This window comes from Pseudomonas sp. GM30 (assembly GCF_000282275.2).
Classification (GTDB): Bacteria; Pseudomonadota; Gammaproteobacteria; order Pseudomonadales; family Pseudomonadaceae; genus Aquipseudomonas.
In genome coordinates, this window is sequence record NZ_AKJP02000009.1 from 53,981 (window position 1) to 80,123 (window position 26,143).

A 26,143-nucleotide genomic window follows, 5' to 3' on the forward strand; every position below is an offset into this window, starting at 1 on the left:
GGCGGTCTGAAGGTTCGCGGCATTCTACTGGAATTGAGGGACGCTATGGATATCACTGAACTGCTGGCGTTCAGCGCCAAACAGGGCGCTTCCGACCTGCACCTGTCGGCCGGTCTGCCGCCGATGATCCGCGTTGATGGCGATGTGCGGCGGATCAATCTGCCGGCGCTGGATCACAAGCAAGTGCACGAATTGATCTACGACATCATGAACGACACCCAGCGCGTCGACTTCGAGAAACACCTGGAAACCGATTTCTCGTTCGAAGTCCCCGGTGTCGCGCGCTTTCGGGTCAACGCGTTCAACCAGAACCGGGGCGCCGGCGCGGTGTTCCGCACCATTCCCTCGAAAGTGCTGAGCATGGAAGACCTCGGCATGGGCGACGTGTTTCGCAAGATCACCGATGCGCCGCGCGGGCTGGTGCTGGTGACCGGGCCGACCGGGTCCGGCAAATCGACCACGCTGGCGGCGATGATCGATTACCTCAATACCCATCGCCATCACCACATTCTCACCATCGAAGACCCGATCGAGTTTGTCCACGAATCGCGCAAATGCCTGATCAATCAGCGCGAAGTCCATCGCGATACCCGCAGCTTCGCCACCGCGCTGCGTTCGGCGCTGCGCGAAGACCCGGACGTGATTCTGGTGGGCGAGATGCGTGATCTGGAAACCATCCGTCTGGCGCTGACCGCTGCCGAGACCGGGCATCTGGTGTTCGGCACGCTGCACACCACATCGGCGGCGAAAACCATCGACCGTGTTGTCGATGTGTTCCCCGGTGATGAGAAGTCCATGGTGCGTTCGATGTTGTCCGAATCGTTGCTGGCGGTGGTCTCGCAGACCCTGATCAAGAAGATCGGCGGCGGGCGGGTGGCAGCCCACGAGATCATGCTGGGAACGTCGGCGATCCGGAACCTGATCCGCGAGGACAAGGTGGCGCAAATGTATTCGGCGATTCAGACCGGCGGGTCGTTGGGGATGCAGACACTCGACATGTGCCTGAAGGAACTGGTGACCAAGGGCTTGATCAGCCGCGAGCATGCGCGAGAGAAGGCGCGTACGCCGGATAATTTCTAAAGGCTGGAATGCACCTGTGGCGAGGGAGCTTGCTCCCGCTTGAGCGCGTAGCGCTCACAAGATTTTGGGGCTGCTGCGCAGCCCAGCGGGAGCAAGCTCCCTCGCCACAGTTGATCGTGTTTCAGCGTTGAACTACGCGCATCTGCTTGCCAGCCGGTTCTTTCGGCAGCACACGCTTGGCAACCACGTAATGCTGTTCCCAGTACGGCTTGTTCAGCGTATCGATGCTCACCGCTTTGCCACGGCGCGGGGCGTGGATGAAGCGGTCGTTGCCCAGGTAGATCGCAACGTGGTTGACCCGACGGCTCTTGATGTTGAAGAAAATCAGGTCGCCCGGCTTCAGATCCTTGCGCTCGACTTTCTCGCCATGACCGCTGGCCATGGCATTGGAAGTGCGCGGCAGGTCGAAGGTCGCGTCGTTGAACGCATATTTCACCAGACCGCTGCAGTCGAAGCCTTTACTTGGGCTGCTGCCGCCCCAACGGTAGGGAGTACCGAGGACGTTCACCGCACGGCTCAGGACGTTGCTGCTTTCCTTGTTGGCCATCGGTGGCACCAGCTTGCCGTTATTCTTGCTGGCGAGCGTGGTGTGTTTCGTTTGTTTGCTGCTCTTGCTCGAAGGAGCCGAAGCATGGGATTTAGGGGTGAAACCGTTGACGTTGGGAAGACGTTGCTCACGATTGGTGGCGTGGGCGGCCAGTGGCATTAATAGGCAAATAGTTAGCCATGTCTTGAAAAATGGTCGCATTAGGCGTGGCTCTTATGTGTTAGCGCGCAACTTTATAACAGCTTTTTTGTCCCTTCCGAGGCCGTTGGTCGATTCCATCGGAGGGCAACGGAACCAAACAAGCGGCAAACGGACGCAATTGTCGGACAGAAGTCCGGTGCTATAAGGCTTTGACGGACGACACGGTAACATTTGCCGTACGTCGGCTACATGTAAAAAAGTCACAAAGAATTAAAGAAAATTTATCTATCGTGTGAATCGAGGTCTTCATGAACCGCTATCAGCAGGTTGCTGCACCGCAGGATACGCACAGCAAAATCATCGGTTATCTGCTGTGGATTTTTGGTTTCACCGGCGCTCACCGCTTCTATTACGGCAAGCCGGTGACCGGGACGATCTGGTTCTTCACCTTCGGTCTGCTGGGCATTGGCTGGCTGATCGACGTGTTCCTGATCCCGGCAATGGATCGCGAGGCGGATCTGCGCTTCACCGCAGGGCCGATCGAATACAACGTGGCGTGGATACTGCTGACGTTCCTCGGCGTGTTCGGCGTGCACCGGATGTACCAGGGCAAGTGGATCAGCGGGTTGCTGTATCTGCTGACCGGCGGATTGTTCTTTATTGGTGTGCTGTATGACTTCTGGACCCTGAATGATCAGGTCTCGGTACGCAACGCGCAGAATCGCGGCGCCTTCCAGTAATTGTGGCGAGGGAGCTTGCTCCCGCTGGGTCGCGAAGCGGCCCCTCTCTTGATACAAAAGAAGGTCTGCTGCGCAGCCCGGCGGGAGCAAGCTCCCTCGCCACAGAGTTACGCCTGGTGGCTGATCCGCCCGTCCACCAGCGTATAGCGCACCACACCCGGCAAACTGTGCCCAAGGAACGGACAGTTCTCGCCCTTCGACAGCCAGCCTTCACCGGCCACGGTGGATGCCTTCGGATCGAGCAGCACGATATCCGCCGCGCCGCCCACCGCCAGTTTGCCCGCCGGCAGACGCAACGCGTCCGCAGGCCCAGCGCTCAGGCGCGCCAGCAGGGTCGGCAGATCCAGCAAGCCGTCTTCAACCAGCGTCATCGCCAGCGGCAACAGCAACTCCACACTGCTGATGCCCGGCTCGGTCGCGCCGAACGGCGCCAGTTTGGCGTCGCGTTCATGCGGCTGGTGATGGCTGGAGATCGCCGAAATCACCCCGGACTTCACCGCTTCACGCAGGCCGTCGCGGTCGGCGCGGGTGCGCAGCGGCGGTTGCACGTGATACAGGCTGCTGAAGTCGATCAGCGCTTCGTCGGTGAGGATCAACTGATACAGCGCGACATCCGCCGTGACCTTCAAGCCACGGGCCTGGGCCTGGGCGATCAGAGCCACGCCGCGCGCGCTGGTCAGTTGGCTGAAGTGCGCGCGCACGCCGGTCTGCTCGACCAGCAGCAGATCGCGGGCCAGGGCTACGGTTTCCGCAGTTTCCGGGATGCCCGGCAGACCGAGGAAACTGGCGACCGCGCCCTCATGGGCCAGACCGCCATCGGCCAGATCGTGATCCTGCGAATTGAAGATCACCGTCAGGTCGAAGGTCGCCGCGTATTCCAATGCCCGGCACAGGGTGCGGGTGTTGCGGAAACTCTCCAGGCCATTGCCGAACGCCACACACCCGGCGTCGCGCAGCGCCACCAGCTCGGCCAGCTGTTCGCCATCCAGCCCTTTGCTCAGCGCGCCAATCGGAAACACCTTGGTGTTGCCGGCCTCGCGGGCGCGGTCGAGGATCAGTTCGGCCACGGCCGAAGTGTCGAGCACCGGTTTGGTCTTCGGTGGACAGCACAGGCTGGTCACGCCGCCGGCCGCAGCCGCGCGGGTTTCGCTGGCGATGCTGCCTTTGCGGCTGTAGCCCGGCTCGCGCAGGGCCACGTTCAGGTCGACCAGGCCCGGTGCTGCAACCAGACCGTTGGCGTCGATGGTTTCCACAGCGGTGAAACCGGCCGGTGCGGCGCCGAGGGCGACGATCTTGCAGGCTTCAACGTGAATGTCGGTGATTTGATCCAGGCCGCTGCTTGGATCGATGACGCGGGCGCCGAGAATGCTGAGCTTCACTGGGCGTTCTCCTGCTCGAATTGACGTTGCGCTGTTTGCCCGCTCATGGCCATCGACAGCACGGCCATGCGGATGGCGATGCCGTAGGTGACTTGATTGAGGATCACCGAGTGCGGGCCGTCGGCCACTGCCGATTCGATCTCCACGCCACGGTTGATCGGCCCCGGGTGCATGACGATGCAATCGGGTTTGGCCCCGGCCAGACGCGCAGTCGTCAGGCCGAACAGGCGATAGAACTCGCCTTCGCTCGGCAGCAGGCCGCCGGTCATGCGCTCACGCTGCAGGCGCAGCATGATCACCACGTCGACGTCCTTCAGGCCTTCGTTCATGTCGGTGTAGACCTTGACGCCGTACTGCTCGATGCCGATCGGCAGCAGGGTCTTCGGTGCGATCACGCGGATGTCCGGGCAACCGAGGGTCTTCAGGGCGAGCATGTTCGAACGCGCCACCCGCGAGTGCAGGATGTCGCCGACGATCGCCACCGAGAGGTTTTCGAAACCGCCCTTGTGCCGACGGATGGTGAGCATGTCGAGCATGCCCTGGGTCGGGTGCGCGTGCCGGCCGTCGCCGCCGTTGATGATCGCCACCTGCGGGCAGACATGCTCGGCGATGAAGTGTGCGGCGCCGGAATCACCGTGGCGCACGACGAACATGTCGGCGGCCATCGCTTCGAGGTTGCGCAGGGTGTCGAGCAGGGTTTCACCTTTGCTGGCCGACGAGGTCGACACGTTCAGGGTGATCACGTCCGCCGACAGCCGCTGGGCCGCCAGTTCGAAGGTGGTGCGGGTGCGGGTGGAGTTTTCGAAGAACACGTTGCACACGGTCTTGCCGCGCAGCAACGGGACCTTCTTCACCGCCCGGGCGCCGACTTCGAGGAACGAGTCGGCGGTGTCGAGGATTTCCGTCAGCAACTCGCGGCGCAGGCCGTCGAGCGAGAGGAAGTGGCGCAGCTGGCCCTGATCATTGAGCTGCAGCGGGCGCTTGGTATCTAGAGGCGTCATCGCGAGGGGGACTCTCAATAAGGGCGGATTAGGAATTCAGGTCTTGCAGTTCGAGCGTCAGCGGCTCCGGGCCGGACAGCTTCACGCGCTCATTGGCGGCCAGCGACAGGGTCGCGCCGACCACGTTCGGGCGGATCGGCAGCTCGCCGGCGTCCAGGTCGAGCAGGCAGACCAGAGTCACGCTGGCCGGGCGGCCGTAGTCGAACAGTTCGTTCATGGCAGCGCGGATGGTCCGGCCGCTCATCAATACGTCATCGATCAGCACCAAATGCTGGCCTTCGATCTCGAAGGGCAGGGCCGACGGGCGCACTTGCGGGTGCAGGCCGTTCTGGCTGAAGTCGTCGCGGTAGAAGGAAACATCCAGCGTGCCCAGCGGCGCGTCGCTGCCCAGTTCCTTGAGCAGGGCCTGCGCGACCCAGATGCCGCCGGTGCGGATGCCGATGTAACGCGGTTCGCTGATATCACGCTGTGCAAGGTGCGCCTTGAGGCGGGTCGCCATCTGGCTGATCAGATCGGCGGGATTGGGCAGGCTCATGGTTGCTCCTTCGTGATTCCGAGCCGCGTCCTGCCGGACGTGGCTGGGTTTATAACCAAAAGAAAAGCGCCGAAGCGCTTGTCAGGATTCAAACAATGCAGTGTTTTCATCGAGCCAGCCCTGCAACAGCAGGGCGGCGGCGATGGCGTCCACCGGGTTGTCGCGGTAACTGCCTTTCTGCCCGCCGCGCACCAGTCGTTCACCCTTGGCTTCAAAAGTGGTCAGGCGTTCGTCGTGGGTATAGAAGGGCACATTAAAGCGGCCATTGAGGCGTCGGGCGAATTTCTCCGCGCGCAGGCACATTTCACTGGGCGTGCCGTCCATGTTCAGCGGCAGGCCGACCACCACGGCGTCGGGTTTCCATTCCTTGAACAGCGCTTCGACCTGATTCCAGTCGGGTACGCCGTTCTGCGCTTTCAGGGTGCACAGCTCGCGGGCCTGGCCGGTAATCACCTGGCCGACCGCAACGCCGATCTGTTTGGTGCCGTAGTCGAAGCCGAGAATCAGGCGCAGGGCCATCAGGCGTGCCCCGCCTGACTGGTCAGCAGGCTGAGGTTGATCCCCAGATGCCGTGCCGCCGCTTCCAGACGCAGCTCGCTGCTGGTATTGAACAGGATGTCGGCGTCGTACGGGCAGGTCAGCCAGGCGTTGTCGGCCAGCTCAGCCTCCAGTTGCCCGGCTTCCCAACCGGCATAACCAAGGGCGATCACGCTTTTCGCCGGACCTACGCCATCGGCGATGGCGAACAGCACGTCCTGCGAGGTGGACAGTGCCAGATCACCGTCCAGTTCGACGGTGGCCTGAAAGGTCTTGCCCGACGGGTGCAGGACGAAACCGCGATCGGTCTGCACCGGGCCGCCAATGAAGATCGGCACATGCTGGCACAGCGCTGGCGGATCGATGTCCGGGCGCAATTGCTCGAGAATGTCAGCCAGATTCAGCTCTTGCGGTCGATTGACCACCAGCCCCATGGCGCCATTGGCCGTGTGCTCGACGATGTAGGTCAAGGTGTGGGCAAAGTTCGGGTCGGCCATGTGCGGCATGGCGATCAGGAAGTGATGCTTGAGGTAGCTGGGGCTGACGTTTTTCATGAGCGATAGTGTGGCGTTCAAGGGGCGAACTGACAAGCTGAGGATGCGTTGCAAATGGTCTTCACCGGACCTCTGTGGCGAGGGAGCTTGCTCCCGCTCGGCTGCGCAGCAGTCGTAAAACCTGACAACGCGGTGTATCTGGAAAAAGCAGGGGGCCACTTCGCAGCCCAGCGGGAGCAAGCTCCCTCGCCACAAAAGCTCGCTTGGCGCTGGTCAGTTACTGGAGAGCTTGTCGCCCCGGGCGAATTTCCAGGTGCGGATGATTTCCAGTCGGTCGATATCCGACAGATCGCCGGTAAACGGCGCAAACGGTGCCGCCAGCCGGACGATGCGCTGCGCCGCCTGATCCAGCAGCGGCTGGCCGGATGATTCCAGCACCAGCACTTCATACAGCGAGCCATCGCGGTTGATCGAGACCATCAGGCGCAGGTTGCCGTAAATCTGCTTGCGCCGTGCTTCTTCCGGGTAATTGAGGTTGCCGATGCGCTCGACCTTCTTGCGCCAGTCATCCTTGTACCAGGCACCTTTGTCGCGCATGGTCGAGGCCGCGCTCAAGCGGTGAATCCGCGGGCGCTTGGCGTACAACTGTTGTTCGTTGGCCAGTTCCGCTTCGAGGCTGGCGATGTCGCTGGACAGCTGCGAGCTGTCGAACGTCGGCGCGTTGACCGCAGGTTTGGTCTCGGTTTTGGTTTCTTCTTTCTTGGTCGGCGCCTTTTGCTGTTTCGGCGCCACGGTGGTCACCGCAGCCTTGGGCGCGGCCTCGCGCACTTCCGGCTTGGCGGCCGGTGGCGGGGTGACCTTCTTGACCTGATTGTCCTGGAACGGCGCGACCTCGGTGGTCTTGGGGATCGCCTTCTTGTCGAGGGTGCCGCTGCCTTCCTGGTTTTCCTGAGCGAGGAAATCAGCCTTTTTCGGCTTGGTTTCGCTCTTGAAGGTGGCGAGGGTGATTTCCAGGGTTTTGCTGATCTGCTTGGGCTCGACCATGGTAAAGCCAACGCCGAGCAGCAGCGCCAAATGAATCAGCGCCGCCAGAAACAGGGTAAATCCGAGGCGATCGGCCGGGCGCACGCCACGATGGGCGAGTTCTGCGGGCAGATCGGACGGGAGGGTCATGACAAGAAAACCAACATCGCGTTTTTCAGAGGCTGCGCATGATAACGCAATGTTGGTTTCACGCCTTGGGCTTCACGCTTCAAGCGACAAGCTGCATGTGACACACGTCAAGCTTGCGGCTTTTTGCCGGCGGCTTGCAGTTTCTTGTCGATCGCATCCATCAACATGCCGCCGATGTCGGTGCCGAAGGCATTGTCGATTTCGCGGATGCAGGTCGGGCTGGTGACGTTGATTTCAGTCAGGTGCTCACCGATCACGTCCAGACCGACGAACAGCAGGCCTTTCTCACGCAGGGTCGGGCCAACCTGAGCGGCGATCCAGCGATCCTTGTCGGTCAGCGGGCGCGCTTCACCACGACCACCGGCGGCGAGGTTGCCACGGGTTTCGCCCTGGGCCGGAATCCGTGCCAGGCAGTAATCCACCGGCTCGCCGTCGATCATCAGGATGCGCTTGTCGCCGTCCTTGATCGCCGGCAGGTAGGCCTGGCCCATGATCTGCTGATTGCCGAGGGCGGTCAGGGTTTCCAGAATCACCGACAGGTTCGGATCGCCGGCGCGGTGACGGAAAATCGAAGTACCGCCCATGCCGTCCAGCGGCTTGAGAATCACGTCGCCGTGTTTGGCGGCGAACTCGCGCAGGACGTCGGCGCGACGGCTGACCACGGTTGGCGGTGTGCACTGCGGAAACAGCGTGGCGAACAGTTTTTCGTTGCAGTCGCGCAGGCTCTGCGGCTTGTTGACCACCAGCACGCCAGCGGTTTCGGCCTGTTCCAGCAAGTAGGTGGAGTAGACGAACTCCATGTCGAACGGCGGATCCTTGCGCATCAGGATCACGTCGAGGTCGCTCAGCAGGTTGTCCTGCTCGGCGTCCAGTTCGAACCATTTTTCCGGGTTGGCGAAGACTTTCAGCGGCTTCATGCGTGCCCGGGCCTGACCTTCGGCCTGATACAGGTCGCGCTGCTCCATATAGAACAGTTCCCAGCCACGTTTCTGCGCGGCCAGCAGCATGGCCAGCGAGCTATCCTTTTTATAGGAAATGCTGGCGATAGGGTCCATGACAATCCCGACGCGAACGCTCATTGGGTTTTCCTCGAAAATTGGCTACCGGATCGGTATTGAAAAAGTGCCGCCAGAGTGGCTCCGGGCGGGTTTTCGGTCAAGGGAAAACCCGTCGATAGATTGGACCGGGAGACTGTGCTAAAAAGGCTGCCATGCGGTGCTGGCCCTTGAACATCAAGGGTTTCCAGCCATTACTCATCGCAAAACGGACAATTTGATTCGCAAAGGCGACGGTAGAGCCCTCTTATGGAACAGCAGTCCAGCGCCTTGAAGGTCATGGTGATCGATGACTCGAAAACGATTCGTCGCACCGCCGAAACGCTGTTGAAAAATGTGGGCTGCGAAGTCATCACGGCGATCGATGGCTTCGACGCGTTGGCCAAGATCGCCGACCACCACCCCGGGATCATTTTTGTCGACATCATGATGCCGCGTCTGGATGGTTATCAGACCTGCGCTTTAATCAAGAACAACAGTGCGTTCAAGACCACGCCGGTGATCATGCTGTCGTCGCGTGACGGGCTGTTCGACAAGGCCAAGGGGCGGATTGTCGGTTCTGATCAATTTTTGACCAAGCCTTTCAGCAAGGAAGAACTGCTCGACGCGATTCAGGCCCATGTTCCGGGCTTCGCCGCCGTTTTGCCGCAGTAAGACACGTACAGTGACGCTCGGCCAGCGGGCCGGGAGTCGACAAGAAAAATGGGGAAGACCATGGCACGTATCCTGATCGTCGATGATTCGCCGACTGAAATGTACAAACTCACCGGCATGCTCGAAAAGCACGGCCATGAAGTGCTCAAGGCCGAAAACGGCGCCGACGGCGTGGCCCTGGCCCGTCAGGAAAAGCCTGACGCGGTCTTGATGGACATCGTCATGCCCGGCCTCAACGGCTTCCAGGCCACCCGGCAACTGACCAAGGATGCCGAGACCAGCCATATTCCGGTGATCATCATCACCACCAAGGATCAGGAAACCGACAAGGTCTGGGGCACGCGCCAGGGCGCGAAGGATTACCTGACCAAACCGGTCGAAGAAGACATGCTGATCAAGACCCTGAACAACGTGCTGGCCGGTTGATCGCGCGGCCATGAACCAGTCGCTGACCGCGTTCGAGCTGCTGTGGCAGATCGACCAGCGCTGCCGTCTGCTGGCGGCGGACCTGCCGTCGCAGCCCGGCCGTCAGGATCGCTGGAGCGGCATCGGTTTTCGCCTCGGCGAGCATTGGTACGTGACGCCGATGGGCGAAGTCAGCGAAGTGCTGCACGAACCGCGCTGCACTCAGTTGCCCGGGGTCAAGCCGTGGGTCAAAGGGGTGGCTAACCTGCGTGGGCGCTTGCTGCCGATCATGGACCTGTGCGGCTTCTTCGGTCACGAGCTGTCGCCGCTGCGCAAACAGCGGCGTGTGTTGGTGGTGGAGCACAACGATGTGTTCGCCGGGTTGCTGGTGGATGAGGTGTTCGGTCTGCAGCACTTCGAGCAGGACAGCTTCGAACCGATCTCGATCAGCAAGCGCCAGGGCTCAAAGGCAGAGTTCGTCAAAGGCTATTTCCGGCGTGAGCAGAACTGGCGGGTGTTCAGCCTGTTTGCGCTGGCCAAATCGCCGGTGTTCATGAGCGTCGCGATATAGCCGAAACACCATAAATCCATGGGGTGGGGGTCTGTGGCGAGGGGATTTATCCCCGATGGTTGGCAAAGCCAACCCAAAACCTGCATTCGCATGTGCCAGATACAACTCAGTTTTGGGGCCGCTGCGCGACCCATCGGGGATAAATCCCCTCACCACAAATCCCACAGTGGACCGTGGCAGGTTTCATAGGCGAGGACCGATGACAAAAGCAAAAACAGGCAAGTCGGCAGAAGGGTCGCGCAGTCGCTCGCAGATCATCGTGCTGTTCATCGCACTGATCGTGTTCATCATGCTGCTGTTCGCCAACTTCGCCTACCTCAACACCCAGGCCAACTACGACAAGCAGTACATCGGCCATGCCGGTGAGCTGCGCGTGCTGTCGCAGCGGATTGCCAAGAACGCCACTGAAGCCGCCGCCGGCAAGGCCGCCGCGTTCAAGTTGCTGAGCGATGCGCGCAATGATTTTGCCCAGCGCTGGGGTTACCTGAAGAAGGGTGACCCGTCCACCGGCCTGCCGCCCGCGCCGGCCACCGTGCGCCCGGAAATGCGCGCGGTGCAGCTGGATTGGGAACGCCTGCTGAAAAACACCGACGCGATTCTCTCCAGCGAGCAGACCGTGCTCTCGCTGCATCAGGTCGCCGCGACGCTGGCCGAAACCGTGCCGCAGTTGCAGATCGAATACGAAAAAGTCGTCGAGATCCTTCTGCAGCGCGGCGCCCCGGCAGCGCAGGTGGCGATGGCCCAGCGCCAATCGCTGCTGGCCGAACGCATTCTCGGCGCGGTGAACACCGTGCTCGCTGGCGACGAAAACTCGCAGCAGGCTGCCGATGCGTTTGGCCGCGACGCCACCCGTTTCGGCCAGGTCCTCAACGGCATGTTGCAGGGCAACCCGACCCTGAAAATCAGCCAGGTCGAAGACCGTGATGCCCGTGCGCGGCTGAGTGAAATTTCCGAGCTGTTCCAGTTCGTCTCCGGCTCCGTGGATGAAATCCTCGAAACCTCGCCGGAGCTGTTCAAGGTCCGGGAGTCGGCGAGCAATATCTTCAGCCTGTCGCAGACCCTGCTCGACGAAGCCTCGCACCTCGCCAGCGGTTTCGAAAACCTCGCCGGCGGACGCAACACCGACACCATCGGCGGTTACGTGCTGGGCTTGCTGGCGCTGGCCTCGATCATCCTGATCGGCATGGTCATGGTCCGTGAAACCAACCGCCAGTTGCGCGAGACCGCCGAGAAGAACGAGCGCAACCAGAACGCGATCATGCGCCTGCTCGACGAGATCGAAGACCTCGCCGACGGTGACCTGACGGTGACCGCCTCGGTGACCGAAGACTTCACCGGGACCATCGCCGATTCGATCAACTACTCGGTTGACCAACTGCGCGATCTGGTCGCGACCATCAACCTCACCGCCGGCCAGGTCGCCGCCGCCGTGCAGGAAACCCAGGCCACCGCCATGCACCTGGCGCAAGCCTCGGAGCATCAGGCGCAGCAGATTTCCGAAGCCTCGACCGCGATCAGCGACATGGCCCAGTCCATCGATCAGGTCTCGGCCAACGCCGCTGAATCCTCGGCGGTGGCCGAGCGCTCGGTGGAAATCGCCAACAAGGGCAACGAGGTGGTGCACAACACTATCCACGGCATGGACAACATCCGCGAACAGATTCAGGACACCGCCAAACGCATCAAGCGTCTCGGCGAGTCGTCCCAGGAAATTGGCGACATCGTTAGCCTGATCGACGACATTGCCGACCAGACCAACATCCTCGCGCTCAACGCGGCGATTCAGGCCTCGATGGCCGGGGACGCCGGGCGCGGCTTTGCCGTGGTTGCCGACGAAGTACAGCGACTGGCCGAACGTTCGTCCGCCGCCACCCGGCAGATCGAAACCCTGGTGCGGGCGATCCAGACCGACACCAACGAAGCGGTGATTTCCATGGAGCAGACCACCACCGAAGTGGTGCGGGGCGCGCGACTGGCGCAGGATGCCGGAGTGGCACTGGAAGAAATCGAAGGCGTTTCGAAAACCCTCGCCGCGTTGATTCAAAGCATTTCCAACGCGGCGCAGCAGCAGACTTCGTCGGCCGGGCAGATCTCGCTGACGATGAACGTGATCCAGCAGATCACCTCGCAGACCTCGTCCGGCTCCACCGCCACCGCCGAGAGCATTGGCAATCTGGCGAAAATGGCCAGTCAGCTGCGCCGTTCGGTATCCGGTTTCACCTTGCCGTCGGCGTCCGCGACGGACAAGGCGTGAGTGGAGTGGTTATGGGTGACCGGCACGACTACGTGGCCCTCGAATGGGTCAAGGGTGAAATTGCCGAAACGCTGAGGCTGGCGCATCAGGCGATTGAAACCGTGCTCGATGACCCGCAGGCCACGCCGGGGCTGGATGAGTGTCTGGCCTATATCCATCAGGTGCACGGCAGTTTGCAGATGGTTGAGTTCTATGGCGCGGCGTTGCTCGCCGAAGAAATGGAGCATCTGGTCGAAGCCTTGCAGCAGGGGCGCGTCGCCCATCGCGACGAAGCCCTGCACTTGCTGCTGCAAGCCCTCGGGCAACTGCCGATCTATCTCGATCGGGTGCAGAGTGCCCGCCGCGATCTGCCGTTGGTGGTGCTGCCGCTGATCAACGATCTGCGCAGTGCGCGCGGCGACAGCCTGCTTTCGGAAACCAGCCTGTTCAGCCCGCCACTGCCGGACTTGCCGCCGTTGAGCGCAGAAGCGCTGGCCGCGCTGGAGCCGGCCGAGTGGCCCAACATGCTGCGCAAGTTGCGCCAGATGCTGCAGATGGCGCTGGTCGGTTTGCTGCGCGAGCAGGATGACCAGACGCACTTCGAATACCTGGCGAAAGTCTTCCAGCGCCTCGAAGCGCTCAGCGGCGATGCGCCGTTGAGTCCGCTGTGGCAGGTCGCCTCCGCGCTGGTTGAAGGCATGCGCGAAGGCGCCATCGCCAACAGCCCGGCGTTGCGCAGCCTGTTCAAGGACGCCGACAAGGAACTCAAGCGCCTGCTCGAACAAGGCCCGCGCGGCCTCAATCAGCCGCCCCCGCCGGAGTTGCTGAAAAGCCTGCTGTTCTATATTGCCAAAGCCGAACATCCCACCGGGCAGATGCTGACCATGAAAGATCGCTACTCCCTGGACGACGCGTTGCCCGACAGCGCGATGGTCGACGAAGAACGCGCGCGCCTGGCCGGCCCCGACCGCGATGCGATGCGCTCGGTGCTGGCGGCGCTGTGCGAAGAGCTGGTGCGGGTCAAGGAACGCCTCGACCTGTTCGTCCGTAGCGATCGTCAGCACACCTCCGATCTGGAGAGTCTGCTGGCGCCGTTGCGGCAGATCGCCGACACCCTCGCGGTGCTCGGTTTCGGCCAGCCGCGCAAAGTCATCATCGATCAACTGGCGGTGGTGCTCAGCCTCGCCCAGGGCCAGCGCGAACCGAATGACGCGACCCTGATGGACGTTGCCGGTGCGCTGCTCTACGTCGAGGCCAACCTCGCCGGAATGGTCGGCACTGTAGAGCCGGAAAGTCTCGAAGACGCGCGCCTGCCGACCACCGACCTGACGCAGATTCATCAGATCGTGATCAAGGAAGCACGCATCTGCCTGCAACAGGCCAAGGACATGATCGTCGATTACATCGACGCCGACTGGGATCGCCAGCAACTGCAGCCGCTGCCGGAACTGCTGACCCAGGTGCGCGGCGCGCTGGCGATGATTCCGCTGAGCCGGGCGGCGAGTCTGGTCGAGGCCTGCAACAGCTTCATCCGCGAACACCTGCTGCTCGATCCGCACCAGCCAGGCTGGCAGCAACTGGATAATCTAGCCGACGTCATCACCAGCCTCGAGTATTACCTCGAGCGCCTGAGCGACGACCCGCAAGCGCCGAATGAACAACTGCTGGATGTCGCACAAAAAAGCCTCGCCAGCCTCGGTTTCTTTCCACATGAGCCGCACGTACCGCTGCTCGACGATGTGCTCAGTCCCAGCGAAGCGCTGGTGATGCAGGACCTGCAAGCGCTGGATGACCCCGAGACCGTGCAGTCGCTGGCCGATGTATTGGCCAGCCCGGTCTCGGCGGTCAACCCGCCGGCCTTGATCACCCCCGGCAACCTGATGCCGCCGCCCGCCGACGAAGAACCGGTGGACGATGAACTGCGCGAAGTGTTCCTCGAAGAGACCGACGAGGTGCTCGAGGTTCTGCACGAATACCTGCCGCGCTGGTCGGCTGACGTTCATGACCGCGCCGCCCTGACCGAACTGCGCCGCGCCTTTCACACCTTGAAGGGCAGCGGGCGCATGGTGCGTGCGTTGATCCTTGGTGAGCTGGCCTGGGCCGTGGAAAACCTGCTCAACCGCGTGCTGGAACACAGCGTCGAACCTGGCGCGCAGGTGCAGCAGTTGCTCACTGACACGGTGTTGCTGCTGCCGGAGCTGATCAGCGAATTCGCCACGCACCGCCAGCGTCAACGCAGCGATGTCGATCAACTGGCGGCCCGTGCGCATGCGCTGGCCAAAGGTGTCGAGCCGCTGGCGGCTGAAGACGTTGAGGATGTGGCGGCCCTCGACCCGCTGTTGCTGGAGATCTTCCGCAACGAGGCCGAAACCCACCTCGCCAGCCTCAACCGCTTCCTCGATCAGGCCGCCGAGCATGTGCCGCTGCCGGCCAGCGACGAATTGCAGCGCGCCTTGCACACGCTCAAGGGCAGTGCGTCGATGGCCGGCGTGTTGCCGATTGCCGAACTGGCGGCGCCGCTGGATAAACTGGCGCGCGAGTTCAAGGCGCATCAGTTGCCGCTGGATCTCGATGAAGTGGAATTGCTCCTCGAAGCCGAAGGCCTGTTCCGCGTTGGTTTGCGCCAGCTCAAGCACGATCCGCTGGCGCCGATTGTCGGTGCGCAGTCGCTGATCAAACGCACCGAAACGCTGCTGGCCGAACGTCTGGAAGCGATCCTCAGTGCGCCGAGCACCGGCCTGCGGATCAAGCGCGATCCGCAACTGATCAACAACTTCCTCGCCCAGGGCATGGACATCCTGCTCGACGCCGAAAGCCTGTTGCAACGCTGGCAGCAACACCCCGGCGAGCGCCAGGAACTCAGCGCGCTGCTCGATGAACTGACCACCCTCGGCGAAGGCGCACACCTCGCCGATCTGCTGCCGGTGGATGTGCTGTGCGAAGCCTTGCTCGACCTGTATGGCGCCGTCGAAGAAAGCAGCCTGGCGGTCAGCGACCGGTTTTTCCACGAGGCACAGAACGCCCACGAAGCGCTGATCAACATGCTCGACGAACTGGCCGCCGGCCAGGAAATCACTCCGCAGCCGCAGCGTATCCGCGCCTTGCACGAACTGCTCGATGAAAGCCTCGACCCGACGGCGATGGGGCTGATTCGCAGCGACGGCAGCCGCACCTTGAGCATCCATGAGCTGGGCGCCGCCACCGCCGAACTGTCCCACGCCAACGCCGAGACGGCGCCGGACGACGAGATCGTCGAGATCTTTCTCGAAGAAGCGGTGGACATCCTCGACAGTGCCGGGCAAGCCCTGCAGCGCTGGTTGAGCGACCCGGACAACGCTGCGCCGCTGTCGTCGTTGCAGCGCGATTTGCACACGCTCAAGGGCGGCGCGCGGATGGCCGAGGTCGATGCCATCGGCGATCTGGCCCATGAGCTGGAAGGACTTTACGAAGGGCTGGTGGATCGTCGCTACAGTCACAGCGAGGCGCTGGGGCGCTTGCTGCACAAGGGCCATGATCGCCTGGCCTTGTTGCTGGAGCAGTTGCAGGCGCATCAACCACTGCGCCCGGCGCAGGATCTGATCGAGACAATCCGCCAGTTCCGCCAGGGCGCCTCCGGCACTGTCGAAACGGCGCAACCGGCCGCCGACCACGACAGCGCCGCACATGACCCGGAACTGCTGGAAATCTTCCTCGAAGAAGGTTTCGACATCATCGAAAACTCCGGCGCCGCGCTGCAGCGCTGGCAGGCCGAGCCGGGCAATCGCCAGGAAGTGGAAACCCTGCTGCGCGATCTGCACACCCTCAAGGGCGGCGCGCGGATGGTCGAGATCGGCCCGATCGGCGACCTCGCCCATGAGCTCGAATACCTTTACGAAAGCCTCGCCACCGGCGTGCTGCAACCGTCCGCCGAACTGTTCGCGCTGGTGCAGCGCGGGCATGACCGGTTGGCGCAGATGCTCGATGGCGTGCGCGCCGGGCAGCCATGCCCGCCGGCGGATCGGCTGATCAGCGCGATCCAGAATTTCAGCCACCCGGCGACCCCGGACACGCCACCGCTGCTGCCGGTTACGGCCAAGACCGAGCCTGTCGCACCCGCCGCCGATGCCGGCGCGGACATGGTCAAGGTCTCCGCCGAACTGCTTGATGACTTGGTCAATCTGGCCGGGGAAACCTCGATTTTCCGTGGCCGCATCGAGCAGCAAGTCAGCGATGCGCAAACCGCGCTGAACGAGATGGAAACCACCATCGAGCGCATGCGCGATCAGTTGCGCCGGCTCGACACCGAAACCCAGGGGCGGATTCTCAGCCGTCAGCAAGTCGATGCCGAACGCCTCGGTTACGAAGAATTCGATCCGCTGGAAATGGACCGTCATTCGCAGTTGCAGCAACTGTCGCGGGCGCTATTCGAATCTGCCTCCGACCTGCTCGACCTCAAGGAAACCCTCGACCGCCGCAACCACGACGCCGAAAACCTGTTGCAGCAGCAGGGGCGGATCAACACCGAATTGCAGGAAGGCCTGATGCGCACGCGCATGGTGCCGTTCGAACGCATGCTGCCGCGCCTGAAACGCATCGTGCGGCAGGTCGCCGAAGAGCTGAACAAGGACGTCGCATTCATCATCGGCAACGCCGAAGGCGAGATGGATCGCAATGTGCTGGAGCGCATGGTTGCGCCGCTGGAACACATGCTGCGCAACGCCGTCGACCATGGCCTGGAGTCGGCTGAAGTGCGGCTGGCGGCGGGCAAACCGGCGCAAGGGACGATCACCCTGGACCTGACCCGCGAGGGTGGCGACATCGTTTTCGATATTCGTGACGATGGCGCCGGGGTGCCGCTGGAAGCGGTGCGGCGCAAGGCGATCAAGCGCGGCCTGCTTGCACCGGACGCCGAAATCAGCGACCGCGACGTGCTGCAATTCATCCTGCAGCCGGGCTTCTCCACGGCGGAAAAGATCACCCAGATTTCCGGGCGCGGCGTCGGCATGGACGTGGTGCACGAAGAAGTCCGTCAGCTCGGCGGCACCATGAGCATCGATTCGGTGCCGGGGCAGGGCGTGCATTTCCGCATTCGTCTGCCGTTCACCGTGTCGGTCAACCGCGCGCTGATGGTGCAGTGCGGCGAGGATCAATACGCGATTCCGCTGAACACCATCGAAGGCATCGTCCGCGTCCTGCCGAATGATCTGGAAGGGCACTTCCGTAACGATCCACCGAGCTACCACTACGCCGGCCAGCGCTATGAGTTGTGCTACCTGGGCGAGCTGCTGAAAACCGCGCCACGGCCGAAACTGCTCGGCCAGAGCCTGCCGTTGCCGGTGCTGCTGGTGCAGTGCAATGACCGGCATATTGCGGTGCAGGTTGATGCGATGGCTGGCACTCGCGAGATCGTGGTCAAAAGCCTCGGCCCGCAGTTCGCGGCGGTGCAGGGCGTTTCCGGGGCGACGATTCTCGGCGATGGCCGGGTGGTGCTGATTCTTGATCTACTCGCACCGATCCGCGCGATGCAGGCGCGGGTTGCGCAGCGTCCGGCGCAGGCGGAAATCGACAGCGAACCGCAAAAGCCACTGCTGGTGCTGGTGGTCGATGACTCGGTGACCGTGCGCAAGGTCACCAGCCGTTTGCTCGAACGCCACGGCATGAACGTGCTGACCGCCAAGGACGGGGTCGACGCCATGTTGCTGCTCGAAGAACACATGCCCGACCTGATGCTGCTCGACATCGAAATGCCGCGCATGGACGGCTTCGAAGTCGCCACCCAAGTGCGCAACGACGAACGCCTGCAGCACCTGCCGATCATCATGATCACCTCGCGCACCGGGCAGAAACACCGCGATCGCGCGATGGCCATCGGTGTCAACGACTACCTCGGCAAGCCGTATCAGGAATCGGTGCTGCTCGAAAGCATTGCCCACTGGAGCAAGAAACATGCATGAGCGCCGCCACAACGCGCGCACCAGCCAACTCACCGGCCTGCTGCTGCCGTTGGCCGATCGCAACCTGATCCTGCCCAACGTCGCCGTCGCCGAACTGATCGACTACCAGGCCAGCGCCTTCGACCTCGACACACCGCCGTGGTACCTGGGGCGGGTGAGCTGGCGTGAGCGGCAGATTCCGCTGCTGAGTTTCGAGTCAGCCTGCGGGCAGAAAATTGTCATCGGCGAACGCGCGCGGATCGTCATCCTCAATGCCCTTGGTGGGTTGCCGCAGCTCAAATTCATTGCGCTGCTCGTGCAGGGGATTCCGCGCTCGTACAAGCTCGACAGTCAGTTGAGTTATGTCGATGTGCCGCTGTGCGCGCTGGAGCAGGCGGCGGTGCAGGTCGGGGAGCAGGTGGCCAAGGTGCCGGATTTGTTGGGGTTGGAGCAGTTGTTGGTGGAGGCCGGACTTATCCACTGATCCAGAGTTTGCGGTGATCTTGCTGGCCTCTTCGCGAGCAAGCTCGCTCCCACATTGGAACTCAGTGAACACAGATTTTGGACACGACACAGATCCCCTGTGGGAGCGAGCTTGCTCGCGAAGGCGCCAGTCGCCTCACCTTAATCCGATAGACAAATCCTCAATCTCTACAGCGCAATAAACACCCAGCAGCACATCTGTTTAAAGACACCCAGTGTTACGCCTCACCAGCCTACAAATCCTTGCGCCGCTGCCTACGCATGCACCAGAATCCGCCGGCTTGTGCGCCCTCGGCAGGCTGCGTAACTTGATTGCGTCACTGATTCCCAGTGATCGGGTTTAGCAGCCCGGCTTCGTTTTATTCCGGTCGTACAAGTCTCATCCGGTCAGGCATTCGCCTGCGCTTGATGGTGGCTGTGTGCATGGCACCTTCGGGTGCGCCGGGTTCCGGAATGACCGGTCTGCTAACTTGCGCACAGCCGCCACCCTACCGTTTAGCAGCGAGATGGTGCGGCCTCACAGAGGTACATTCCGATGTTCAAAGTAACACCAAACCCGCCGTCCACAGACACGGCATCCCCCTACGAAGCCCCCGAATCAAAGAAATTCCACGAAGCCGCCGAACGCGCCCTCGACCATTACCTCGGCCCGCCAAAACCCGACCTCATGGCCACGCCCTACACGCCCAACACGCTGTACATGGCCAACCCCGACGCCGACAGCGAATCCCTGCTGGCCGACGCCAGCGAATCCCTCGGCTCGGCCACCGTCATGCTCAACAACCATGCGGCGCTGGTGCAAGGCACGCACCGCAAGACCCTGCAGGGCATTGCTCAGGTGGTGATGGTGGCGGAGATGGCGGTGAATCGGATGTTGGATAAGTTGGTGCCGACCAACTGAAAAGCGCAGCATTCCCCTGTAGGAGCTGCGGCACGCTGCGATCTTTTGATCTTGATTCTGAAGATCAAAAGATCGCAGCCTCGTTTCACTCGACAGCTCCTACAGGGGATTTGGGTTGTCACATAGTGGTTGAACAACTCAAAACCCTGTGGGAGCGAGCTTGCTCGCGAAGGCGTTAGCGAACGTTACGCTCAGCGTAATGATTCACCGCCGCGCTTGATTGATGCGCCCCGCTCACACGCCTAACTTGGCTCCACGACAGCGAACCCCGTGGAGTGAGCATGACAACAACAATTTCCCCCGACTCGCGCTGGACGCGGCGGCGTGACGAGAAGCAGCGGCGTCTCGACAAGGTGCGCGGGCTGGCCGACGGTGTGGTACTGCCCAGCGACAAGATCGTCGCCGCGCTCGAAGCGCTGATTCATCCCGGCGACCGGGTGGTGCTGGAGGGCAACAACCAGAAGCAGGCGGATTTCCTTTCCCGTTCGCTGGCCAAAGCCGATCCGGCCAAGCTGCATGATCTGCACATGATCATGCCCAGCGTCGGTCGCTCCGAGCACCTTGATCTGTTCGAACGCGGCATCGCCCGCAAGCTCGATTTCTCCTTCGCCGGCACCCAGAGCCTGCGCATCAGCCAGTTGCTCGAAGACGGCCTGCTGGAAGTCGGCGCGATTCACACCTACATCGAACTCTACGCGCGGCTGGTGGTGGACCTGATCCCCAACGTCGTGCTTTCGGCCGGGTTCATGGCCGACCGCGCCGGTAACATCTACACCGGCCCGAGCACCGAAGACACCCCGGCACTGATTGAACCGGCGGCGTTCAGCGATGGCATCGTCATCGTCCAGGTCAACCAGTTGGTCGACGATGTCAGCGAACTGCCTCGCGTCGACATCCCGGCCTCATGGGTCGATTACGTGGTGGTGGCCGACAAGCCGTTCTACATCGAACCGCTGTTCACCCGCGACCCACGGCACATCAAACCGGTGCACGTGTTGATGGCGATGATGGCGATTCGCGGGATCTACGAAAAACACAACGTGCAGTCGCTGAACCACGGCATCGGCTTCAACACCGCTGCCATCGAATTGATCCTGCCGACCTACGGCGAATCCCTCGGCCTCAAAGGCAAGATCTGCCGCAACTGGACGCTCAACCCGCACCCGACCCTGATCCCGGCGATCGAGAGCGGCTGGGTCGAGAGCGTGCACTGCTTCGGCACCGAACTGGGCATGGAAAACTACATCGCCGCGCGCCCGGACGTGTTCTTCACCGGGCGCGACGGCTCGCTGCGTTCCAACCGGATGTTCTGCCAACTCGCGGGGCAATACGCGGTGGATCTGTTTATCGGCGCAACGCTGCAAGTGGATGGCGACGGCCATTCCTCGACCGTGACCCGTGGTCGTCTCGCCGGTTTTGGCGGTGCGCCGAACATGGGCCACGACCCGCGCGGTCGCCGTCACGGCACCCCGGCGTGGCTCGACATGCGCCACGACGACGCGCCGCAACCGATGCTCGAACGCGGCAAGAAACTCGTGGTGCAAATGGTCGAGACGTTCCAGGAGGGCGGCAAACCGACCTTCGTCGAAACCCTCGACGCGGTGGATGTGGCAAAGAAAAGCGGCATGCCGCTGGCGCCGATCATGATCTACGGCGACGACGTTACCCACCTGCTCACCGAAGAGGGCATCGCCTACCTGTACAAGGCGCGCTCGCTGGAGGAGCGTCAGGCGATGATCGCCGCGGTGGCCGGCGTCACCGCCATCGGTCTGCGCCACAACCCGAAAGACACCGAACGCATGCGCCGCGAAGGCCTGATCGCCTTGCCCGAAGACCTCGGCATCCGCCGCACTGACGCCACCCGCGAACTGCTGGCGGCGAAAAGCGTGGCCGATCTGGTCGAGTGGTCCGGTGGCCTCTACAACCCGCCCGCCAAGTTCAGGAGCTGGTGATGCACGCACTCAACCTGCAAGCGAAACCCCTGAGCCTGAGCGAACGCCTGGCGGATCTGGCGGTGGATGCGCTGATCGACGAAGCCGATCTGTCGCCGAAACCGGCGCTGGTCGACCGACGTGGCAATGGCGCGCACACCGATCTGCACCTGGGCCTGATGCACGCTTCGGCGTTGTCGTTGTGGCCGGCGTTCAAGGAAATGGCTGAAGCAGCAGTTGAAATCGGCGCAGTCGATTCAACGTTGCGCGAAACGATTGGCCGCATCGGCCGTGAAGGCGAGCAAGCCATGCTCACGACCACCCACGGCGTGAATACCCATCGCGGCGCCATTTGGGCACTGGGATTACTGGTGACCGCCGCTGCGCTGGAACCGAAATCCTCAAGCGCCAACGCAGTCTCTGTTCGCGCCGCACGTCTGGCCTTGCTGGATGACCGTTACGCACCAAAACCGCTGAGCCACGGCGCACAAGTCGCCCTGCGTTACGGCGCACGCGGTGCCCGTGAGGAAGCGCAACTCGGCTTTCCGTCTGTGCTGCAACGCGGCCTGCCGCAACTCAAACGCAGCCGCGCCAACGGTCACGGCGAACAGAACGCCCGGCTCGATGCGCTGCTGGCGATCATGACCGATCTGGCCGACACCTGCGTGCTCTACCGCGCTGGTGAACAGGGCCTGCACGCCATGCAACACGGCGCGCAAGCAGTGCTCGATGCCGGCGGCAGCGCTAGCCTCGGCGGGCGTCGGCGCCTGCACGAACTGGATCAACAACTCATCGCATTGAATGCCTCGCCCGGTGGCGCCGCCGACTTGCTCGCCGCCACGCTGCTGCTTGATCGAATCGAGCGCGACGGCATCCTTCAGGGAGCGTTTTGATGGAAACCTTATCCTTTGAATTCCCCGCCGGGCAGCCGCCACGCGGGCGGGCGCTGGTCGGTTGTGTCGGCTCGGGCGATCTGGAAGTGCTGATCGAACCGGGGCTGGCCGGCAAGCTGACGATCAATGTGCAGACCTCGGTCAACGGTGCGCAGCAGCGCTGGCAACATCTGTTTGCGCGGATGTTCGACGGCTCCACGCCACCGGCGATGGCCATCGATATCCACGATTTCGGCGCCACGCCGGGGGTGGTGCGTTTGCGCCTGGAACAAGGTTTCGAGGAGATCGGCCATGACTGACAGCGCAGCGCTGTTGCACAAGCACAGCTTCGTCGAACTCGGGGCGCGGCAACGGGCGAAAGCCTTGCTCGACGCCGGGACCTTCCGTGAATTACTCGACCCGTTTCAACGGGTCATGTCGCCGTGGCTCGAGCGCCAGGGCGTGGTGCCGCAAGCCGATGACGGCGTGGTGATCGCCAAGGGCAGCCTCGACGGTTTGCCGGTGGTGATCGCCGCCATCGAAGGCGCGTTTCAGGGCGGCAGCCTCGGCGAAGTCGGCGGGGCGAAGATTGCCGGGGCGCTGGAACTGGCCGCCGAAGACAACCGCAAAGGCATCCCGACTCGCGCCATTCTGCTGCTGGAAACCGGTGGCGTGCGTTTGCAGGAAGCCAACCTCGGGCTGGCGGCGATTGCCGATATTCACGCAGCGATTGTCGACTTGCAGCAGTACCAACCGGTGGTCGGGGTGGTGGCGGGCAGCGTGGGTTGTTTCGGCGGCATGTCGATTGCCGCTGCGCTGTGCAGTTATTTGCTGGTGACCCAGGAAGCGCGCCTCGGTTTGAACGGGCCGCAGGTGATCGAGCAGGAAGCCGGGATCGAGGAATACGACTCCCGCGACCGGCCTTTCATCTGGAGCCTGACCGGTGGCGAGCAGCGGTTTGCCAGTGATCTGGTGGATCGTTATGTCGCCGATGATGTAGCGCAGATCCGCCAGCAAATCGGTGAACTGTTGCAGCAAGGTTTGCCAGCACAACCGCGCAGTCAGCGTGCCGAATGGTTCCTGCAACGCCTGAACCGTTTGGACACTGCCAAGCAAATCGAACCGTCGGTGGTTCGCGACCTGTATCAAGGAGAGCGCTCATGAGTGGTTATTCCGTGCGCGGTTTGAACTGGTTCAATTCCCTGACCGGTGGGGCGAAAGCGGTCGAAGGTTTGCCGCCATCGTTGAAGGTCGCCGATGGCGAACTCGGGCGGTTTATCGCTGTGGTCACTGACCCCGACAACCGCTTTCCACGCGCTCGCAATGGCGAAGTCGGTTTGCTCGAAGGCTGGGGTCTGGCCAAGGCTGTAGATGACGCGATCACGGCGGATCGCGACAAAGCGCAGAAGCGCCCGATCATCGCCATCGTCGACGTCCCGAGCCAGGCTTACGGTCGTCGCGAAGAAGCCCTCGGCATTCATCAGGCCCTGGCCGGTGCGGCGGACAGCTATGCCCGCGCCCGTCTGGCCGGGCATCCGGTGATTGCGCTGCTGGTGGGCAAGGCGATGTCCGGGGCGTTTCTTGCCCACGGTTATCAAGCCAACCGGCTGATTGCCCTGCGCGATCCCGGGGTGATGGTGCATGCGATGGGCAAGGCCTCGGCGGCGCGGGTGACCCTGCGCAGTGTCGAGGAACTGGAAGCACTGGCCGCCAGCGTGCCGCCGATGGCCTATGACATCGACAGCTACGCCAGCCTCGGTTTGCTCTGGGAAACCCTCTCGGTGCAGCAGATCGAGCAGCCGACGGCGGAGGATCTGGCGCGGGTGACCGAGTGCCTGAAACAGGCCATCGACGATATCTCCAGCACTGACTTGCGCAAGCGTCTCGGCGCGAAAAACCGTGAAGCCTCCAGCCGCGTGCGTGAACTGCTGAGGGCGCAGTGGTGAATCTGCCACTGGCCCACGACCTGCTGTGGGGCATGACCCCGGCGCAGCTGCCGGCGGGTGCGCCGCAGTGGGCGATCGAGTCGCTGGCTGCCGGGCAACCGGTGGTGGTGCGGCGGGCGGTGAGCGCTGAAGGTTTGATCGCGGTGGGCATTCGCGGTGTGTTGCGTGAGCAGCGGCTGGCGGCGTTCATGCCGCTCGATTCGATTGCCTGTCGGGTCTGCCCCGAAGCGCTTTGTCATGTCGATTGCGAGCGCGATCTGCCAGTGATGCAGGCGCTCAAACAACTGCGGCCAATGCTCGATGACTGCGGTTGGGTCTGGGGTGTCAGCGGCAGTGTCGGGTTTGAGTTGGCCAGTGGTTTTACCGCGATGCACGCGGCCAGTGACCTCGATCTGATTCTGCGGACACCGCAACTGATCACGCGTAATCAGGCACGCAAACTGGTCGCGGTTTTTGATCAGGCCGTGTGCCGGGTCGACATGCAATTGCAGACGCCGTTCGGTGCGGTCGCGTTGCGCGAATGGGCCAGTGGATCTGCACGGGTGCTGCTGAAAAACGCCGATCAAGCGTGTCTGGTGGCTGACCCGTGGAACCCGCAGGAGCAGGCAGCGTGAGCAGCCTGTTGGTGTTCCCCGGCCAGGGCGCGCAGCAACCGGGCATGCTCCAGCATTTGTCTCGGGAAACCTTGGTCGAGGCCAGTGATGTGCTCGGCGAAGATGTCTTGCTGCTGGATTCCAGCGATGCGTTACGCACGACAAGGGCGGTGCAGCTTTGCCTGCTGATCGCTGGCGTCGCTGCCTCGCGGCAGTTGCTGCAGGACGGACTCACGGCGGATTACGTCGCCGGCCTGTCCATCGGTGCGTACCCGGCAGCGGTGGGCGCCGGGGCCTTGAGTTTCAGTGATGCGCTGCATCTGGTCAGCCTGCGTGGCGAGTTGATGCAGCAGGCTTATCCACAGGGCTATGGCATGACCGCGATCATCGGTCTGCAATTATCCACCGTCGAAACGCTGCTGGCGCAGGTGCACAGCGCGGAGTCGCCGGTGTACCTGGCCAACATCAACGCCGATAGCCAGGTGGTGATTGCCGGCAGTGACGGGGCGATGCAAGCGGTGGCGGAACTGGCGCGCAGTCGTGGCGCCGGTCTGGCGAAACGCCTGGCGGTGAGCGTGCCGTCGCACTGTCCGTTGCTGGAAAAAACTGCGCAAACCCTCGCCGAGGCTTTCGCCAAAGTTGAACTGAAGACCCCGAAAATCGCGTACCTGAGTGGCAGTCGCGCGCGTCCGCTGATCACGCCTGATGCCCTGCGCGACGACCTTGCGTTCAACATGTGCCGCGTGGTGGATTGGCGCGGCACCGTGCAAAGCGCTTACGAGCGCGGCGTACGTTTACAAATCGAACTGCCGCCCGGTGCGGTGCTGACCGGGCTGGCGCGCCGGGTGTTTGAATCGGGCACGGTCACTGCCTTCGACAGTGCGCGTCTGGACACCTTGCAGGCGCTGTTGCGAGAGGAGGGTGGCCGCCGACCATAAACCGCCGCGACTCAGGCTTCGA

24 protein-coding genes are annotated in these 26,143 nt (G+C 62.6%); 16 read left to right on the plus strand and 8 right to left on the minus strand.

Annotation, left to right across the window (positions count from 1 at the left end):
* The first annotated feature begins 45 nt into the window (after positions 1-45).
* Positions 46-1,080 carry a type IV pilus twitching motility protein PilT gene (locus PMI25_RS06920; protein WP_003229114.1) on the plus strand — a complete coding sequence of 345 codons (1,035 nt, stop codon included), beginning with the start codon at positions 46-48 and terminating at the stop codon, positions 1,078-1,080.
* A gap of 121 nt (positions 1,081-1,201) precedes the next feature.
* On the opposite strand, the gene PMI25_RS06925 is transcribed toward PMI25_RS06920, so the two are convergent.
* The gene (locus tag PMI25_RS06925; protein WP_007964114.1) at positions 1,202-1,828 is read right to left on the minus strand and encodes a C40 family peptidase; all 627 of its coding nucleotides are present in this window, start codon (positions 1,826-1,828) and stop codon (positions 1,202-1,204) included.
* Between the two features lie 248 nt (positions 1,829-2,076).
* On the opposite strand from PMI25_RS06925, the gene PMI25_RS06930 reads away from it, so the two are divergent.
* Positions 2,077-2,508, plus strand: a complete 432-nt coding sequence (locus PMI25_RS06930) for an NINE protein (protein WP_007964113.1) — start codon at positions 2,077-2,079, stop codon at positions 2,506-2,508.
* Between the two features lie 107 nt (positions 2,509-2,615).
* Here the strand turns inward: PMI25_RS06930 and PMI25_RS06935 are convergent, their stop codons facing one another.
* The 7 genes from PMI25_RS06935 to gshB all read right to left on the minus strand — a co-directional run bounded on the left by PMI25_RS06935 (position 2,616) and on the right by gshB (position 8,706).
* Positions 2,616-3,887 carry a dihydroorotase gene (locus PMI25_RS06935; protein WP_007964112.1) on the minus strand — a complete coding sequence of 424 codons (1,272 nt, stop codon included), beginning with the start codon at positions 3,885-3,887 and terminating at the stop codon, positions 2,616-2,618.
* Entirely contained in the window at positions 3,884-4,888 is a 1,005-nt protein-coding gene (locus PMI25_RS06940; RefSeq protein WP_003229107.1) for an aspartate carbamoyltransferase catalytic subunit, read from the minus strand. Before PMI25_RS06940 ends, PMI25_RS06935 begins: the two co-directional genes overlap by 4 nt.
* Before the next feature lie 28 nt (positions 4,889-4,916).
* The gene (pyrR, locus tag PMI25_RS06945) at positions 4,917-5,423 is read right to left on the minus strand and encodes a bifunctional pyr operon transcriptional regulator/uracil phosphoribosyltransferase PyrR (protein ID WP_007964111.1); all 507 of its coding nucleotides are present in this window, start codon (positions 5,421-5,423) and stop codon (positions 4,917-4,919) included.
* 81 nt (positions 5,424-5,504) lie between these two features.
* Positions 5,505-5,942, minus strand: a complete 438-nt coding sequence (gene ruvX / locus PMI25_RS06950) for a Holliday junction resolvase RuvX (protein WP_003229101.1) — start codon at positions 5,940-5,942, stop codon at positions 5,505-5,507.
* Positions 5,942-6,514 (minus strand): YqgE/AlgH family protein, encoded by a 573-nt coding sequence (locus tag PMI25_RS06955; protein WP_007964108.1) that lies wholly within the window; start codon positions 6,512-6,514, stop codon positions 5,942-5,944. Before PMI25_RS06955 ends, ruvX begins: the two co-directional genes overlap by 1 nt.
* Positions 6,515-6,727: 213 nt before the next feature.
* Positions 6,728-7,627, minus strand: coding sequence for an energy transducer TonB (locus PMI25_RS06960; RefSeq protein WP_007964106.1), 900 nt, complete (start codon positions 7,625-7,627; stop codon positions 6,728-6,730).
* A gap of 107 nt (positions 7,628-7,734) precedes the next feature.
* A complete protein-coding gene (gene gshB, locus PMI25_RS06965) occupies positions 7,735-8,706 on the minus strand; it encodes a glutathione synthase (protein WP_007964105.1) in 972 nt (323 codons plus the stop codon).
* Positions 8,707-8,931: 225 nt separating this feature from the next.
* Between gshB and pilG the strand changes: the two genes are divergently transcribed.
* From pilG to mdcH, 14 genes are all read left to right on the plus strand, one after another.
* On the plus strand, positions 8,932-9,336 hold the full coding sequence (gene pilG, locus PMI25_RS06970; protein WP_007964102.1) for a twitching motility response regulator PilG: 405 nt from the start codon (positions 8,932-8,934) through the stop codon (positions 9,334-9,336).
* 60 nt (positions 9,337-9,396) lie between these two features.
* A complete protein-coding gene (pilH, locus tag PMI25_RS06975; RefSeq protein WP_025109154.1) occupies positions 9,397-9,762 on the plus strand; it encodes a twitching motility response regulator PilH in 366 nt (121 codons plus the stop codon).
* Between the two features lie 10 nt (positions 9,763-9,772).
* Positions 9,773-10,312 carry a chemotaxis protein CheW gene (locus tag PMI25_RS06980; RefSeq protein ID WP_007964098.1) on the plus strand — a complete coding sequence of 180 codons (540 nt, stop codon included), beginning with the start codon at positions 9,773-9,775 and terminating at the stop codon, positions 10,310-10,312.
* 199 nt (positions 10,313-10,511) lie between these two features.
* Complete coding sequence (locus PMI25_RS06985) at positions 10,512-12,566, plus strand: methyl-accepting chemotaxis protein (protein ID WP_007964095.1); 2,055 nt, start codon at positions 10,512-10,514, stop codon at positions 12,564-12,566.
* An 11-nt stretch (positions 12,567-12,577) separates the two neighbouring features.
* A complete protein-coding gene (locus tag PMI25_RS06990; protein WP_007964092.1) occupies positions 12,578-18,478 on the plus strand; it encodes an Hpt domain-containing protein in 5,901 nt (1,966 codons plus the stop codon).
* Positions 18,471-18,941 (plus strand): chemotaxis protein CheW, encoded by a 471-nt coding sequence (locus tag PMI25_RS06995; protein ID WP_007964090.1) that lies wholly within the window; start codon positions 18,471-18,473, stop codon positions 18,939-18,941. Before PMI25_RS06990 ends, PMI25_RS06995 begins: the two co-directional genes overlap by 8 nt.
* Positions 18,942-19,475: 534 nt before the next feature.
* Positions 19,476-19,841: a DUF6124 family protein gene (locus tag PMI25_RS07000; protein ID WP_007964088.1), complete on the plus strand. Its 366-nt coding sequence runs from the start codon at positions 19,476-19,478 to the stop codon at positions 19,839-19,841.
* A 281-nt stretch (positions 19,842-20,122) separates the two neighbouring features.
* Positions 20,123-21,793: a malonate decarboxylase subunit alpha gene (gene mdcA / locus PMI25_RS07005; RefSeq protein WP_007964086.1), complete on the plus strand. Its 1,671-nt coding sequence runs from the start codon at positions 20,123-20,125 to the stop codon at positions 21,791-21,793.
* Positions 21,793-22,665 (plus strand): triphosphoribosyl-dephospho-CoA synthase, encoded by an 873-nt coding sequence (locus tag PMI25_RS07010; RefSeq protein ID WP_007964084.1) that lies wholly within the window; start codon positions 21,793-21,795, stop codon positions 22,663-22,665. The genes mdcA and PMI25_RS07010 overlap by 1 nt, the downstream gene beginning before the upstream one ends.
* Entirely contained in the window at positions 22,665-22,964 is a 300-nt protein-coding gene (locus PMI25_RS07015) for a malonate decarboxylase subunit delta (protein ID WP_007964081.1), read from the plus strand. The genes PMI25_RS07010 and PMI25_RS07015 overlap by 1 nt, the downstream gene beginning before the upstream one ends.
* Positions 22,957-23,808: a biotin-independent malonate decarboxylase subunit beta gene (locus tag PMI25_RS07020; RefSeq protein WP_007964079.1), complete on the plus strand. Its 852-nt coding sequence runs from the start codon at positions 22,957-22,959 to the stop codon at positions 23,806-23,808. The genes PMI25_RS07015 and PMI25_RS07020 overlap by 8 nt, the downstream gene beginning before the upstream one ends.
* On the plus strand, positions 23,805-24,590 hold the full coding sequence (gene mdcE / locus PMI25_RS07025) for a biotin-independent malonate decarboxylase subunit gamma (RefSeq protein ID WP_007964078.1): 786 nt from the start codon (positions 23,805-23,807) through the stop codon (positions 24,588-24,590). Before PMI25_RS07020 ends, mdcE begins: the two co-directional genes overlap by 4 nt.
* Positions 24,584-25,204 carry a malonate decarboxylase holo-ACP synthase gene (locus PMI25_RS07030; protein WP_007964075.1) on the plus strand — a complete coding sequence of 207 codons (621 nt, stop codon included), beginning with the start codon at positions 24,584-24,586 and terminating at the stop codon, positions 25,202-25,204. The genes mdcE and PMI25_RS07030 overlap by 7 nt, the downstream gene beginning before the upstream one ends.
* Positions 25,201-26,121: a malonate decarboxylase subunit epsilon gene (mdcH, locus tag PMI25_RS07035; RefSeq protein WP_007964073.1), complete on the plus strand. Its 921-nt coding sequence runs from the start codon at positions 25,201-25,203 to the stop codon at positions 26,119-26,121. Before PMI25_RS07030 ends, mdcH begins: the two co-directional genes overlap by 4 nt.
* Positions 26,122-26,143 lie beyond the last annotated feature (22 nt).